The organism is Porphyromonas canoris, assembly GCF_000769115.1.
GTDB classification, from domain to species: domain Bacteria; phylum Bacteroidota; class Bacteroidia; order Bacteroidales; family Porphyromonadaceae; genus Porphyromonas_A; species Porphyromonas_A canoris.
Genome location: NZ_JQZV01000013.1, coordinates 510225 through 525635, shown reverse-complemented (window position 1 = coordinate 525635; position 15411 = coordinate 510225). Strand labels below are relative to the sequence as shown.

12 protein-coding genes are annotated in these 15411 nt (G+C 47.7%); 9 read left to right on the top strand and 3 right to left on the bottom strand.

Going from position 1 to position 15411, the window contains the following annotated elements:
• Positions 1 to 43: 43 nt before the first annotated feature.
• The 9 genes from dnaB to HQ43_RS07335 all read left to right on the top strand — a co-directional run bounded on the left by dnaB (position 44) and on the right by HQ43_RS07335 (position 11600).
• Positions 44 to 1471 (top strand): replicative DNA helicase, encoded by a 1428-nt coding sequence (gene dnaB / locus HQ43_RS07375; protein WP_161781560.1) that lies wholly within the window; start codon positions 44 to 46, stop codon positions 1469 to 1471.
• Between the two features lie 13 nt (positions 1472 to 1484).
• Complete coding sequence (locus tag HQ43_RS07370) at positions 1485 to 2210, top strand: lysophospholipid acyltransferase family protein (RefSeq protein ID WP_036791692.1); 726 nt, start codon at positions 1485 to 1487, stop codon at positions 2208 to 2210.
• A 5-nt stretch (positions 2211 to 2215) separates the two neighbouring features.
• Positions 2216 to 3271, top strand: coding sequence for a diacylglycerol/lipid kinase family protein (locus tag HQ43_RS07365; RefSeq protein WP_052103139.1), 1056 nt, complete (start codon positions 2216 to 2218; stop codon positions 3269 to 3271).
• Positions 3268 to 4875, top strand: a complete 1608-nt coding sequence (locus HQ43_RS07360; RefSeq protein WP_152567503.1) for a RecQ family ATP-dependent DNA helicase — start codon at positions 3268 to 3270, stop codon at positions 4873 to 4875. The genes HQ43_RS07365 and HQ43_RS07360 overlap by 4 nt, the downstream gene beginning before the upstream one ends.
• A complete protein-coding gene (locus tag HQ43_RS07355) occupies positions 4872 to 5363 on the top strand; it encodes a metallophosphoesterase family protein (RefSeq protein WP_036791688.1) in 492 nt (163 codons plus the stop codon). The genes HQ43_RS07360 and HQ43_RS07355 overlap by 4 nt, the downstream gene beginning before the upstream one ends.
• On the top strand, positions 5360 to 8524 hold the full coding sequence (locus tag HQ43_RS07350) for a PD-(D/E)XK nuclease family protein (protein WP_036791686.1): 3165 nt from the start codon (positions 5360 to 5362) through the stop codon (positions 8522 to 8524). Before HQ43_RS07355 ends, HQ43_RS07350 begins: the two co-directional genes overlap by 4 nt.
• Before the next feature lie 33 nt (positions 8525 to 8557).
• Positions 8558 to 9274 carry a lipoyl(octanoyl) transferase LipB gene (gene lipB / locus HQ43_RS07345; RefSeq protein ID WP_052103138.1) on the top strand — a complete coding sequence of 239 codons (717 nt, stop codon included), beginning with the start codon at positions 8558 to 8560 and terminating at the stop codon, positions 9272 to 9274.
• On the top strand, positions 9261 to 9749 hold the full coding sequence (locus HQ43_RS07340) for a DUF4268 domain-containing protein (protein ID WP_152567502.1): 489 nt from the start codon (positions 9261 to 9263) through the stop codon (positions 9747 to 9749). Before lipB ends, HQ43_RS07340 begins: the two co-directional genes overlap by 14 nt.
• Before the next feature lie 759 nt (positions 9750 to 10508).
• Positions 10509 to 11600, top strand: coding sequence for an endonuclease/exonuclease/phosphatase family protein (locus HQ43_RS07335; RefSeq protein WP_036791681.1), 1092 nt, complete (start codon positions 10509 to 10511; stop codon positions 11598 to 11600).
• A 10-nt stretch (positions 11601 to 11610) separates the two neighbouring features.
• Here the strand turns inward: HQ43_RS07335 and HQ43_RS07330 are convergent, their stop codons facing one another.
• The 3 genes from HQ43_RS07330 to cobI are packed head-to-tail and all read right to left on the bottom strand — an operon-like array spanning position 11611 to position 15410.
• A complete protein-coding gene (locus tag HQ43_RS07330) occupies positions 11611 to 12813 on the bottom strand; it encodes a hypothetical protein (RefSeq protein WP_152567501.1) in 1203 nt (400 codons plus the stop codon).
• Positions 12814 to 12853: 40 nt separating this feature from the next.
• Complete coding sequence (gene cbiD / locus HQ43_RS07325; RefSeq protein WP_036791679.1) at positions 12854 to 14698, bottom strand: cobalt-precorrin-5B (C(1))-methyltransferase CbiD; 1845 nt, start codon at positions 14696 to 14698, stop codon at positions 12854 to 12856.
• Complete coding sequence (cobI, locus tag HQ43_RS07320; protein ID WP_036791677.1) at positions 14691 to 15410, bottom strand: precorrin-2 C(20)-methyltransferase; 720 nt, start codon at positions 15408 to 15410, stop codon at positions 14691 to 14693. Before cobI ends, cbiD begins: the two co-directional genes overlap by 8 nt.
• Position 15411: the final 1 nt, after the last annotated feature.

The following is a 15411-nucleotide window of genomic DNA, read 5'->3' as shown; positions in this document are numbered from 1 at the left end:
GCATAGAGGCAGAAAGTCTCCTAATGTCCTCTTGCCGGCAACGATGAAACCGCCACAAAATCTACAAGCGGAGCAGGTCGTATTAGGGGCTCTTCTTCTGGAGAAAGATGCTTACACAGAGGTGGGAGAGCTGCTTCGTCCCGAAAGTTTCTACGATCCGCAGCATCGGGTCATCTTTGAAGCGATAAGGGATCTCATACTTGAGCAGAAGCCTGCCGATGTTATCACCGTCATCCGAAAGCTGAGAGAGAAAAAACAGCTGGAGGCTGCCGGTGGAGACCACTATGTAACGCTTCTGAGTACACAGGTAACGAGTACGGCGCACTTGGAGACTCACGCCCGGATCATGCACGAACATGCAATCCAGCGAGAACTGATCGGATTTTCCAACGAGGTGATCAAGTATGCCTATGATGACAGTATAGACGTCAAGGATACCATGCAGATGGCGGAGAGCCGACTGTTTGAGATCACCCAGCAAAACGATAAAAACGAAGTGGTACCCGTAAGCTCCGTCTTGCAGGATGCCATGAGACAGATAGAGGCTGCGTATATCAGGAAAGACGGTATAAGCGGTCTCAACTCCGGATTTACCGATATAGACGCCCTAACATCAGGTTGGCAAAACTCCGACCTTGTGATCATCGCAGCCCGTCCGGCTATGGGTAAGACAGCCTTTGTGCTTTCCATGGCTAAGTCTATGGCTATGGACTTCAATCTTCCGGTAGCCATATTCTCCCTCGAAATGAGTAAAGTGCAGCTGCTGAACCGTCTTATCGTGAATCATTGTGAGATAGAAAACGAAAAGATTAAACGTGGAGACCTTTCGGCTGACGAGTGGCGCATATTGACGGAGCGCGTCAGCGACCTCTATCAGGCACCTCTCTATCTGGACGACACCGCAGGTCTTTCTGTCTTTGATCTCCGCTCCAAAGCAAGAAGACTTGTGCGGGAGCATGATGTGAAGATGATCATCATAGACTATCTTCAGCTCATGACCGCAAGCGGAATGAAGAGCAACGCAAACCGGGAACAGGAAGTGAGTATGATCTCTCGCTCTTTGAAGCACCTTGCAAAGGAGTTGAATATCCCCATTATTGCTCTTTCTCAGCTCAACCGGGGGGTAGAAAGCAGAACGGGAGAGGCTAAAAGACCTCAACTTTCAGACCTTCGGGAGTCGGGAGCAATAGAGCAGGATGCGGATATGGTCTGCTTCATCCATCGTCCGGAGTACTACAAGATCTTCGAAAGTGAGGATGGAAAGATAGATTACAGAGGCATGGCGGAGTTCATCATAGCAAAACACCGTAACGGTCCTACGGATATTGTGCTGCTACGTTTCAGGGGCGAACTTCTGAAATTCTGTAACGGGCACGACCTCGATATTCACCGCAACAGTTCGATGAGAACGGTACAAAGCGGTATGAACAATCACAACAGAAGGGAAGAAGAAGATCTTCCTCCACATTAAAAGATGTCCGGCAATGAAGAGATTCTTTTACCTTGTTTATCTTATCATAATAGCCCTTCCTCTATTTGCTGTTACAACGATCTTATGTGCCATCTTTGCAGGAGTAGGATCTGCATTCATCAATGAGCGGATATTCAGTTACTATCCGGGGCGTATCTGGTCGCGTATAGCTTTGGCTCTATTCCTCTGTCCGATAGAGGTGCATGGAAAAGAAAATATCCCAAAGAACAGAGCAACAATAGTGATATCGAACCATCAGAGTTCTTTGGATATCTATATGCTCTATGGTTACATGGGAATCCCTTTCAAGTGGGTACTGAAAGGAGCCCTAAGGAAAGTGCCGTTTGTGGGATGGGCTTGCGAAAAAAGCGGCTTCATCTTTGTGGATAACAGTAGTGCAAGAACCGCAGCACTAACGATAAAACAGGCAGAGGAGGCAATAGAGAAAGGCTACTCGATATTCATCTTTCCGGAAGGCTCTCGTACCAATAATGGGGTACTGCAACGCTTCAAAAGAGGTGCTTTCAAGATAGCTCTCGACACGCAGGCTACGATTCTGCCGGTGGCAATAAAGGGTGCTTATGAGGCTCTTCCTAAGAATGCGCTGTTTGTAAAACCTCGTCGACTTGTCTTGGAGATAGGTCGCCCGTTTGAATCCTCTGCTTTTGAGCAGTCGCCGAGAGGACTGATAGAGCTGACCCAAAAGGGAGAGAATGAAGTACGAACACTCATAGGGTAAAAGGTATGAGATCCAAAAAGAGATTCTATTATATCATTTGTAATCCGGCTTCCGGCAAAAAGAGGGACAAGGATGGTGTACTCGCTTCTCTTGAAAAAGCGATTAAAGAGAAGAAGGGCAGATACGAATCTCATAAAACAAACCATAGAGGACATGGTGCCGAACTATCTAAAGATGCCGTAGAAAAGAGAGCAGACATCGTGGTGGTTATTGGTGGAGACGGGACTGTAAACGAAGTGGCAAAGTCGCTTGTAGGAACAAACACTATTTTAGGTATCATTCCGATGGGTAGCGGAAACGGTCTCGCGAGAGAGTTGGGCATTTCTCAAAATCCGGAAGAAGCAATCGCCACCCTTTTGGAACACAAATGCCTCCGCATGGATGCCTGCACGGTGAATGACGAATACTTCTTCTGTACATGCGGTGTAGGCTTTGATGCCGAAGTCTCTGCCCGGTTCAGTCAACGTACTCAACGAGGTCCGGCAGGATATGTACAAGAGGTAATAGATACGTTCTTCAAGCATGAACCTCTTCGATGCGAGATAGATGTAGACGGGAAAAAGAGTACAAACTCTCTTTTCCTACTAACCTGCGCCAATGCTTCCCAATACGGCAACAATGCGTATATCGCTCCTCAGGCAGACATAACGGATGGAATTATTGATGTAACCATGATTGAGGAGTTTTCTTTAGTACACTCAGGACAGATTGCATACCAGCTTTTCTCCAAAGGTTTGGACAAAAATCCATACACCAAACAGCTTCGCGGCAAACGCATAGAGATAGAACTCCAAGATCCGGTTCATTTCCATGTGGATGGAGACCCTAAACCCAAAACCGATCATCTCCTTATAGAGATGAAGCCACAAGCTCTGAATGTCATACATGGGCCGTATGATGAAAGAGAACAGACGATATTGGATATATTCTTTACCCATACCAATAACTATTTGGAGTGGAAAGATGGAATCCTTGAAGAGGTCGTCTCCACACTGAAAGGGATAGGAAAGAAAAAAGAGGAGAACGAAGACGAAGATAACCCGAAAGAGATAGAAAAATGAGTGTGATGCCCCATTTGCAGGAACAGACTCCGGAAACAGTTCTTAGAGAACAGTTTGGACTCTCTGAGTTTAGACCGCTCCAGAGAGAAGCGATAGAGGCTGTTCTTAACGGGCAAGATACTTTTGTACTGCTGCCGACAGGCGGAGGGAAGAGTCTCTGCTTTCAAATACCTGCCCTTATTCTTCCCAAGTGTACAATAGTGGTATCTCCTCTGATCTCCCTGATGAGCGACCAGGTCAAAGCTATTTCTCATAAATCTTCAGACCTCACAGCTGCCACTCTCAACAGCAGCATGAAAGAGTCCGAACGGAGAAACGTCTTGGAGCAACTCTATTTCGGAAAACTCAAACTCCTTTACCTTGCTCCGGAAACACTTCTCAGCCCACTCGGCCTACAGCTTCTCCAAGAGAAATATATATCTCTTATTGCCATAGATGAAGCACACTGCATATCCCAATGGGGGCATGACTTCCGTCCGGAATACGGCAAGCTCTCCATCGTAAGGCAATATCTGCCGAATACTCCCATCATAGCACTTACCGCAACAGCGGATGAGACAACCAGGAAAGATATTATAGAGAGATTGGATCTCCGTAATCCGACAGAGCTGATTGGAGATTTTGATCGCCCCAATCTTACTCTTACCGTCCGGAGAGGATACAAAAAAGATGAGAAGATACGTGCCATACAACAACATATAGAAGCCCACGAGAGGGGATCAACCGGAATCATCTACTGCACTAAGCGAGATGATACGGAAGCACTTGCGAGCAGACTCAACAAGATGGGTTTTCGGGCGATGCCTTACCATGCCGGACTCCCGGCACGATCTCGTGATCTGGTTCATCAGATGTTTGTCGGAGATCAGATAGACGTCATCTGCGCCACTGTCGCATTCGGTATGGGCATAGACAAGTCCAATGTCAGATGGGTCATTCATTACAATATGCCTCGCAACATAGAGAGTTATTACCAAGAGATAGGCAGGGCAGGAAGAGATGGGAAACCAGCTTCCACGATCCTCTTTTACTCTTATGGGGATATTTTTATACTCGACAAGCTGTTAGAAGAAGGGGGACGCACAGAGCTGAATCAGCAGAAGATGGAATACATGAAAAGATTCTGCGAAAGCTCTATCTGTCGAAGGAGAATATTGCTAAGCTACTTTGGGCAAGAAGCTCATCACAACTGTGGCAACTGCGATGTATGTCTCTCTCCCCAAACAGATCTGTTCGATGCTACGATTATTCTTCAAAAAGCACTCAGCACAATCATTCGTGCCGGAGAGAAAATCAGCATAGACACAACCGTGGAAATCCTTCGAGGATCGAGAAGATACGAGATTCTAAACAGAGGTTACCATCTTCTATCCACTTACGGTATAGGGTTAGACCTTTCTTATAGAGAGTGGAAAGACTATATTTTTCAAATGGTACAGCTTGGGCTCTTACGTATAGACTACTCCCAAGGATACAGTTTACAGGTAACTCCATCCGGTCGTATTGCTTTGCGAGGAGAAGAACCCACCATGCTGCATCGCGTAGAAGTTCAGCCTTTCACAAAGGTTAAAAAGAGTTCCAATCAAAGTAAGACAAGGAAATGAAACGCATAGGGTTACTATCCGATACCCATTCCACTTGGGACGAAAGGTATAGAGAACACTTCTCCGGCTGTGATGAAATATGGCACGCAGGAGATATAGGAGATATAGAGATCTCTGATAAACTCTCGGAGATAGCACCTTTACGCGCTGTGTTGGGTAATATTGATGGTGGAAAGTTAAAAGGAGAATTTCCTCTCGTACAAGAGTTCACCATGGAGAGCATTCCGGTTCTCATCACTCATATTGGAGGTTATCCCGGAAAGTATGCCCCAACCATTGCGACCACCATACGCAGAAAAGGGATAAAGCTATTCGTTTGCGGACACTCTCATATCCTGCGTATCATGTACGATCACTCCTTAGATTGCCTGGTGGTGAACCCCGGAGCTGCCGGCACGTATGGGCAACAGACAGTTAGGACATTGGTTCGCTTTACAATGGATAACGGAATAATATCCGATATGGAAATAATAGAACTTGGCTCGTGAAACTTTTACAACAAATAGCCGATCACTTTGTCTCGGCACATCGTTCGGATTTATACCGCTACACATTCATCTTTCCCAACAGACGTAGCGGAGTGTTTTTTCGGCACTACATACGCCAACACGCCACGGCGGATCTGCCTATACTCTCTCCTGAAATAGTTACTCTCGAAGAGTTTTTAGGTAAGATGAGCAAGAGTACCAATGCCGACCCTGTCCTCCTTGCATACCGACTCTACATCTGTTATCTGCAACTCTGCCAGGAGCTAGCGGGAGAAAATGAAGAAGATGAGAGCCTTTCCACTCGAAACTTCGATGCTTTCTACTCTCTCTCCTCTCTTATTCTCAGCGATTTTAACGATATAGACAAACACTTGATAGATGCCGGGGCTCTGTTCCGAAACCTGAGAGATCTCAAAGAATTAGAGGGCGACACTTCCTATCTATCCGAAGAGCAGAGAGAAGCATTGAAGCCATTTCTCCACAGTTTGCCGGAATCCGGACAGAGTGATGTCTATCATCGTCGTTTTCTACTCTTTTGGGAGAGAGTCTGCAAGCTCTATTTCAAGTTCAGAGAAGAGCTGCAAGACGAAAATCTTGCCTATGAAGGCATGGCGTTACGGGCATTATTGGAACAGCTCCAAGCCGATCCCACTCCCCTCTCTTCCTCTAAAACGACCTTCGTATTCGTGGGGCTGAATGCTCTTACACCAGTCGAACAGCGGCTCTTATCTCTCTTCAAAGAGCACGCATCCACCATCTTCTATTGGGATTACCGTTTCGAAGCACTTCTTCCCAACGGCAAAGCGCTCTACTTCAAAGAGCAAAATCTGAAACTCTTCCCCTCTCCTTCACCGGGAGATACGGACTATATAGAGTATAAGATCAAGCAGACCGTTCCGGAAGTGTCTGTTTACAGCGTTCCTTCAAGTGTAGCCCAAAGCAGAGTGATAGGACAGTTTTTGGAGCAAAACCCATCGCTCTCATCCGGAGATCAGCTTCACACCGCCATCATTCTGCCCAACGAGTCGCTCCTGCTACCTTTACTCAACAACATTCCATCCTCTGTTCCGGAGTTGAATATAACGATGGGGTACCCTGTCAAAGGCTCATCGTACATCGGTTATATAGAGACTCTTATCCGGATGCACCTGAGAGCAAAACGAAACGAAGCCGGAACAGTGGAATATCACCATACGGATGTCGAACGTGTGCTATCCAACTACATCGTCTCCGATATCATAGGAGAAGCCTCCGCAGCCATACTCAAGACTATGGAGAGAGAGCGCATATTTTACATTCCATCCGATCAGCTTCTCAACCCTGCCGGTTTTCTTTCCAAGTCGAAATATTCTCACTCCTTCACAGCAACGGAAACAGAGTTTTTCAAACGGATCTTTCTACCACTCTCTGCGGATGACGGCTCTGCTCTTCTACCCTATCTGAAGAGCATCTTGCGGCTCATTGCAGACGTCAGATACAAAAAGCCTGAAGAGAGTGAAGAGTGGAGATCCGAAGAGTATAAGCTCAAAGCCGAGAAAGAAGCAGTCGAGCGCACCAATGCAGAGTTTTATGTCGTTCCGCATCTGCTAAAGATCGTGAAGACGCAAGAGCAGCTTTTTGAAGACCTGCTCCGTCTGCACCGCTCCCAGACCCTCTCCACTCTGCCTCCTTTTACGCTCAAAACTGTGGCTTCGATGATGCTGACCATATTCAAATCGCAGTCCATTCCTTTCGAGGGAGAGCCTCTTCACGGACTCCAAATCATGGGAGTGCTCGAAACAAGAGGACTCGACTTCGATACCCTCTATATTCCCGATGCGCAAGAAGGACTTCTACCGCCCAGGAGAAGCATATCCGGCATTATCCCCATGACGCTTCGAGTCGGGTTCCAATTGCCTACTTACGAATGGCACGAGCAGGTCAGAGCCTACCACTTCTATCGTCTCATCTCATCGGCAGAGAGGATCGTCTTCACCTACGATACCCGAAAGGGAAAAGGCTCATTGGGAGAAGTCTCTCGTTTTATCCGCCAGCTCGACTTCATTCATGGCATCAAAGTCTCCTACAAGAGTGCTCACTATCCTCTCATCATGGATAAAAATCCGGATCTGAATAAGGAGATAGACAGAAAGCTGGTACGGAAGTTCATTGCCGAAATCACGGATCCCGAAAGTGGTAAGTATCTCTCCGCTTCTTCCATAAAGAGGTATCTCTCCTGCCCCAGACAGTTTTATTACACCTATATATATGGGATAAAAGAGGAGACCGGTTTCAAAGAACTTCTCGACCCTGCCCTTATAGGAAGCATCATACACAGGAGTATGAACAACCTCTATCGGAAGTTCCTCTCATCTCCGGATAAGCCCGGACTCATCTCTAAAGAGCAACTCAAGTCGTGGCTGGAAGAAGAAGAGCATCATGTGATAAGCGAGCTTCGCAGCTCCTACAACTATTATATGTCCGGCTCAAGCGGTGTTCCCAATGATCCGAAAGGGTTCAACACCGCACTCTTCGCCAATGCTTGTGATCAGGTCTTTAAGATTATCCGCACCGATCTGGAGCAAGAGGAGACTCCATACTACTTCATCGCAGGAGAGAAGGAGTATAAGCTCCCTCTTCCGGTAGGTAACGGAGAGGAGGTCAACTTTACGATGACCATAGACCGGCTCGATACGGATACCCGGATACTGCGGATAGTGGACTATAAGAGCGGTAGAGACGAAACCACTCTTCCCCAAGAGTTATCCATGGAAAAGCTCCCCTCTTTCAAGAAGCTCGCCATTGTCCAGCTTCTTCTGTACTGTGAGGCACTTCTCTCTGCTCCGTCCGATAGCGAAGCCGGTATGTTGAACTCCCGATATGAAGGTGTCTGTCCGATGATTCTCAAGACCTACGATGCCACTCCGATCAACTACTTCAAGTTCCCCAAAAATGGTGGAGAAAAGAGAGAAATGGATGCAGACGAGATAAGAGACTACGCAAAAGACTACCGGGAGACTTTTCTCCCCTTCATGCAAGAGCTTTTGACCGAAATCATCAACCCGGACAATCCCTATACTCCCAACACCAAATCCTGTACCAAATGCCACATGAGCGAAAGCTGTTGGGCAAATAAGTTCGGCATACAAGAGGAAGAAGATGACACGGAAGAGGAGATATAGGAAAAGTAACACTTACTAACACCATAAACAACCATGACAACAGAACAGCAACAGACAGATAAAATACTCCACTATACCACGCTGAGGGAGATCCCTTATGCAACAGGTCTTACCCTGCAAGAGCAGTTGTTCAACGAAGCACTCCTCAGAAAAAGAGAGTTGGAACCGGCTCGCCATGCCCTCATAAGCCTGACGCACACACCCGTCATCACGATGGGAAAGCACGCAGACCCTCACAATATCCTCTTCTCAAAGGATGTACTCACCGAAAGAGGCGTAGAACTCCACCACACCTCCAGAGGCGGAGATGTTACTTACCATGGTCCGGGACAGCTTACGGTCTATCCCATCATAGACCTTGAAGATCTCGGCATCGGGGTAAAGAAGTATGTCTGGAGTCTGGAAGAGGCTGTCATGAAGCTCCTTGCCGAATATGGTTTCAGGAATACCACTCGGATCGAAGGCGCATCCGGTGTATGGGTTCCCGGAGAACGCAGCTACGACAAAGTGTGTGCCGTGGGCATCTACTGCTCGAAGTACATCACCATGCACGGCTTGGCGCTCAATGTAGATCTCGACACCTCTATCTATAACCTGATCAACCCCTGCGGATTTACCGATAAGGGTGTTACCACCATGGAGCGTCTGGTCTCCTCTTCTCTTCCTCCCATGGAAGACATAGAGAGAAGACTCATAGAACTGCTTGCGCAAGAGTGGGGCATATCTCGCATAGAGCTTGCAACGTTCTAATCTCATCCCGATGTACACAAAAGCCGAATTAGCTGCTCTCAAAACCGAATTCTGGAACGCTTTTGCCCGATATGCGTCGGTACAACCCTCGCTGCGTGGCAGAAAAAAGCTCTGGATACTGCACCACACCAAAGTGAAAGGCGTTGCACTGAAGTTTATAGTGGAACGCCGGCACGTGGCAGTGGTCATAGAGCTGAGCCACAATGCACATCACGAGAGAGCCGAAATGCTTGAGCGCATCATACCGTATATGGAGACTCTCCAACAGGACATAGATCTGCCCCTTGAGATCCGCACGGAGACCACCACAGAAGTGGGCAAGCGTGTAACGCAGATCGGCATCTACAAGGAAAGCGCATTCGACTATCATGTGCCGCAACAGTGGGGAGACTACTTCTCTTTCATGGCAAAGTATATGTATCTTCTCGAACGCAATTTTTTGGAGATAAAACCATACATCTCCTTTGAGGTATAAATATAAAACGGAAAGACTCTTTTCTAACAAAAGCGACAGCCTTAGGGCTGTCGCTTTTATATAAAAACGGATGCGGCTCTCCCCTGTTTTTCATCGCTCCTTTTCCTCTCTTTTTGAGAGCATTTTCATCTGTCTGCTTTCAAATATCCCTATAATCTTCTCATAAACAACAGGATACAAAACCAGCCCATCCTTGAAAAATTTTTCCTCCCGATCGAATCCATGAGCCTTTTTCGAGTTAATAACCCTAAAATTTAACACCCTTGATTGTAAACAATTCCAAATAAAGAAATCCTCCTGAAAATGCACTTTTCATGGCAAAAACAGATAAAACACTAATGTTCAACAGATTAACCAAAAATTCTAAACACGTTAATTGAATCCGGTAAACGTATTAAATGAAATCGGTAAACGTGTTCATTGAAAAATTAAACACGTTAAGCCGAAACAATATGCTCGTTTACCGTTTTGGATGAACAGGTATCGGAATTTGTGTTAATAAACCGGGGTTGATTTAACAATTTGGTCATGCTCTGAAAACACCATCTCCGACCAAAATAGAGAGAGCAAAAAAAGGGAGTATTTTTCGGGATGGAATATATAAAAATCCGGACTCATCCGAAGCGATTTTTACGGCTCTCAAAACAGAGTTTTTGTCTATTCTTTTGCTTATTCCTTTCAAATTTTCTTACTTTGTGCCACCGAAAAGCGATATTCTCACGAAGAGTAGCTTTCGGCACCATATAAACAGAGAAAAACATGAAAGGAAAGTATATCGGCTTGATAGCATGCGTGTGCATACTATCGGCATTTGCAGCCCTGTCTTCGAGTGCACAACCCGGACAAAAGAGGTCGGAAAAGTATTTCAGTGTAGCGTTCTACAATCTGGAAAATCTCTTTGACACCATCAATCAGCCCAAGGTGAACGATGAAGAGTTCACTCCAAAAGGCAAGAACAAGTGGGACACCAAAAAGTATCAACACAAGTTGCACAACATGTCAAAAGCCATATCTCTCATAGGAGGTATGGGCGGTCCGGATATTCTCGGTTTAGCCGAAATAGAAAACAGGTATGTACTGGAAGATCTTGTCAAAATGCCGGCGATAGCGGATAAGGGCTACGGCATCATACATTACGAATCGCCCGATCCCAGAGGCATAGACTGCGCTCTGCTCTACCGCAAAGAGATGTTTGAAGTGGTAAGCTCAGGCATCAAGCCGGTAGTGATCCCAGACGAAGAACATATTAAGACAAGAGACCTCCTACACGTCGAGATGCGCCACGAAGGCGAGACATTTCACTTTATCGTAGGACACTGGCCATCCCGTTTCGGGGGTGAACAGATCTCCCTAAAGCGAAGAATGGCTGCCGCCGTTACGATGAGACAGATGAGCGACTCCATTGTGGCTTGCTCTCCGGAGGCTAAGGTGGTTCTGATGGGCGACTTCAACGATGATCCCGTAAGCCCAAGTATCGTAAACGGACTACGGGCACTGCCGTCTGCAGACCTGCTCAAAGAGCCGTCCGACCTGCTCTCTCCCATGCACGCTCTATACGCAGACGGTTACGGGACTCTGGCTCATCAGGATGCCTGGAACCTGTTCGACATGTTGATGATCAATAAAAATGCGGTCTTCGGAACAGCTTCAAACCCCGACGGATTTACCGTTTATGCAGATCCGGATAAGGGATACAGGGCATTTATTGTCAATTCTTCTCTTCTCACAGAGCCTGACGGTCAGTACAAGGGTTACCCTTCTCGTACATTTGTGGCAGGGGAATACAGAGGAGGATATGCGGATCACTTCCCGGTCTATCTCTACTTCGTAAAAGGGAGAAAGGATAGATAGGAAGTTCTTATCAGAAACGTTTCAGCAGAAAAGAGGGCGAAACGCTGATGTAAACGCCCAAATGATGACTCGTGAGCGAGGAGGCTTGCGGATGTATCCATAGCGAGGCCTCCGCCCCAAAGGTGTATAAGTTGCGCTCCACTATCTTATAAGAAGCTCCTATCTGCCCGAAAGCAAAGCTCCTATCGGCATTATAAAATGCGCCGTGCCTGTCTATGCTCTGCACAAAAGGCGATCCCAACACACCCAAAAAGCCTTTCCCATACCAGAGAGAGCCGAAGAGCTGAACGCTTTCGGACTCCAACGTCATCTTCCCATAAGCTCCCCAACCTTTGTCGGAAGCGAAGTGTCCGCCTCGTTGAGAGTATAAGAGCAGATACGCTTCGGATTTAAGCGTGTACCTGTTACGGATGAGTCCGGGTATCATATGCACTGCTCCCACTGAGGCATTGACCCAAGTGTGAACGGTATCGGGATGTATGTCATTGAGTTTTCCGCCCCGATGATGAGCGATAAACTGTAAGGAGAGATCCAGAGTATGCTTGCTCTCCGTGTGAGCCGTGAAAAGCCTCTGTCTCAGATTGGCTCCTGCAACAAACGCTTCGGGATGAGTGGCGTGTTTGAATATGAAGCTCTGCCAGTCTATCCAGAGATCGAAATATCTTCGAGGCGTATCGTAACGGAGCTGGAAGCCGTTCTCGGAGTCGGATGTGAGGTTCAGCTCCGAATGGAAAAGAGGTTCGATGAGCTTGTGTCTGCCTAAACCCTCCAGTCTGCCCAGTATGATCAGCCACTCTTTGCTCGGTGCCATTGCGGCTCTAAAGCGTGGTTTTATCCGAAAACGCGTGTACGGGTTTTCATCTTTCCAGTATGGGAGGTCGCTGTAAGCGATAGCAGCCGGGTATCTGGACGCTCCAAAAAAGTAGAGATTTTCCGCTCCCAGAGAGAGGCGGACAGGGATAACGCTCTTGAGGTCGTAGGTCAGATCGAATGCCGCACGGTATCCGGGAAGCGTGTAGTCTGCTATAATGCTGTTGGCATACTCGTTGTTTCTGAAAAATGCTTCCGCTTCGACATCAAGAGAAAGCTCTCCACGCTTCATCTCCATAGCCGATAAGACCGGACGCTCGGCTCTGTAAAAGTTTTGAGCATACATCTTGGCAGAAAAAAAGAGCAGTGCCAAAGCGAAAAGAGTAGTCTGTATCGGTTTCATGCGATATACGAAAAATCGGTTTAAGGAGAGAGAAAAGAGTTCAGACAGAAGAGCGATGAACATTGCCCTCATCGTCCATCAGCAATATATGAAAAGCTCCATGCGTAAACAGAGACGAGCAGTGCCGGCGGCATAAAGAGATCAGTCTGTCGAAAAATAGACGCTCCTCCGCCGGGACAATCTCCCAAAGCTGGCGTGCCAAAGTGATCTCTCCGATCTGCCGGATGGTCTCCGAAGAGCATCCCGACTCCTTTGCCACTTCCTGCAAAAAGGTTTTGTTCATCACGCCTTTCTTACTGTGCGTATCCAGAGCACCTTCAGCCAGTTTGACAGCCTTACCTATCATCACGCAGAGCGTAACCTGCTCGAATGCCAAATCCTCTGCAATCTTCAGCGTTTCACCTATAAAGTTGCCATACTGTACGAATGCTTGAGGGAGAAAATCGGGATAGAGCGCTTTAAGATACCTTTCGCTCTTTGCTCCGGAGTTGATCACAAGATGCGTTACACCTACTGCTTTGGAGACCTGAGCCTCTCTCTTGATAGAGGCTATAAACGCTTCCGTGGAGAAAGGTTTCACTATACCGGATGAGCCGAGTATGGATATTCCGCCCTCTATACCGAGACGAGGGTTGAAGGTCTTGCCTGCCGTCTCTCGCCCTTTAGGTACCGAGACTCTGATGTTGATGCCCATATCCGGGTGGTAGCCGTAATGGTCGAGCGTGCGCAACACCTCTGCCGTCATCATCTTTCGAGGAGTGGCATTCACGGCAGGTCCTCCGATCTCAAGCCCCAAACCCGGAAGCGTAACCACGCCGACACCTTCGCCGTTTAGAAATCTCACTTCTCCCTTCGGCACATCCCTGCTCCAAGAAACGGACGAACAGATCTCCAGACCATCGGTAATATCGGGGTCGTCTCCTGCCTGCTTTATCACACAACAGATGATACCGCCATCGCTCTCCACTCCGGTAGATGCAATGGGGAGAGTTACCGGCTCTCCGTTGGGTAGTAAAATCTCACTTGTCTCCTGCTCTTCGCCTGTAAGAAGCGTTGTGATGGCTGCTTTCGTGGCAGCCGTAGCGCATGAGCCGGTGGTGAATCCGGTCTTTTGCGGGAAAAATGAGGGAAGAAGAGCTTCGATCTTCTTTCTCAGTCCGTGAGGTCCATAGACTGTTTCCGTAGGATTATAAGGCAGAGGCGGACGGCGTATCACCAACACCGGTATTCCCATACGCAGTGCAACGTTCACTTTATCCGCAAAACCTCCGCTCTCACCGCTCTCTTTGGTGATGATTGCCTGTGGCTGCACTTTCTTGAAAAGAGCTTCATCGTCCTGCTCATCGTCATAGAAGACAATCTGTTCGAATGGAAAGTCGTTTGCCTTGACACTCTCCAGCGACTCCTCTCTCCGCATTATCCGGAAAACGCAAGTGTGTTTCGTCCAATAATCTTTCAGCTTTGCTATCGTATTGACGCCCGTAAGAGCAAGCAGCGAAGTGATGTCCTGCTCGAAAAGATAGGCAATGGCATCCTGATAACTATCGAACGGAATGATGCGTGAATCCACTTGCGGAAACGAACGTTCCATACGAATGGTCGAAATATCCGGCAACAGCTCTGCCGTCCTGCCGATATTGGCATGGACATTCAAGGCAAAAGGATGAGCCGCATCTATGATAAGAGCCACACCGTTATCCCTGCAAAAACGAGGCATACTCTCTTCATCCAATCCGCCCGTAAGGCGTATGCCGTGAGCGCATTCCACTTCGCCCGAACGGTTTTTCGTGGAGTAGAAGTAAGGTTTCGCGGCTTCGTCGCACACCTTGGCGGCTATCTTGCCTTCCGTTGTCCCTCCTATTACAAGTATTGCAGGTTCACTCATTGCGAAGGATCAGGATAGAAAAGTAAGGCACTTCCCTTTCGGCTATGATGCTCTTATCTGTCGTGTAGTACTCTTTGCCCGATACTCCGACATTCTCAAAGTAGTGCCACGAGAGATCGGGGCGGTTTTGCAGCAGAGCCTGAAGCGTCTGTTGCTGTTGAGACACCTTCATCAGCACCACTGTTTTATGCTCCGAGAGATCTTTCTCTATCTGTTCCGGTGTAACATTGGAAGGGTAAACGGAGAGTGGTTCATCCTGCTTCACGATATGAATACCTGCCAAAGAGCCGCAAGCAATAAAGGCAGGAACTCCGGCGGTATGCGTTGCGGACAAGCCGTGATGCTCCAATAGAATATCGGATATATAGTGTACGGAGGAGTAGAAACAGGAGTCCCCCTCCGCCACGAATGCGGTTCGGAGACCTTTCTGAACGGCTTGGAATATCTCCCCGGCAACCTCTGCGTAAGCAACCATAGCCTTCGAGCGGTCTTTGCTCATGGGTACATGAAACAGTCTCAGCTTGCTCTCCTCTATGCCGACAGCGAGTATGATGTCTCTTGCACGTGATGTGACGGAACTCTCTCTAATGGTAGCCGGACAGAAGATAACGTCTGCCTCCTGAAGTATCCTCAAAGCTCCGAGCGTGAGAAGGTTAGGATCTCCCGGACCTAACGAGACGCACTGAGGAGCGTATGCCGTTGTTTTTGTCATG

What these genes read in the sequence shown, in the direction of transcription:
- cobI (WP_036791677.1), bottom strand. Translation starts at nt 15,410, where the DNA reads ATGACAAAAACAACGGCATACGCTCCTCAGTGCGTCTCGTTAGGTCCG.
- HQ43_RS07330 (WP_152567501.1), bottom strand. Translation starts at nt 12,813, where the DNA reads ATGAAACCGATACAGACTACTCTTTTCGCTTTGGCACTGCTCTTTTTT.
- HQ43_RS07365 (WP_052103139.1), top strand. Translation starts at nt 2,216, where the DNA reads ATGAGATCCAAAAAGAGATTCTATTATATCATTTGTAATCCGGCTTCC.
- lipB (WP_052103138.1), top strand. Translation starts at nt 8,558, where the DNA reads ATGACAACAGAACAGCAACAGACAGATAAAATACTCCACTATACCACG.
- HQ43_RS07370 (WP_036791692.1), top strand. Translation starts at nt 1,485, where the DNA reads ATGAAGAGATTCTTTTACCTTGTTTATCTTATCATAATAGCCCTTCCT.
- HQ43_RS07335 (WP_036791681.1), top strand. Translation starts at nt 10,509, where the DNA reads ATGAAAGGAAAGTATATCGGCTTGATAGCATGCGTGTGCATACTATCG.
- HQ43_RS07360 (WP_152567503.1), top strand. Translation starts at nt 3,268, where the DNA reads ATGAGTGTGATGCCCCATTTGCAGGAACAGACTCCGGAAACAGTTCTT.
- cbiD (WP_036791679.1), bottom strand. Translation starts at nt 14,698, where the DNA reads ATGAGTGAACCTGCAATACTTGTAATAGGAGGGACAACGGAAGGCAAG.
- dnaB (WP_161781560.1), top strand. Translation starts at nt 44, where the DNA reads ATGAAACCGCCACAAAATCTACAAGCGGAGCAGGTCGTATTAGGGGCT.
- HQ43_RS07355 (WP_036791688.1), top strand. Translation starts at nt 4,872, where the DNA reads ATGAAACGCATAGGGTTACTATCCGATACCCATTCCACTTGGGACGAA.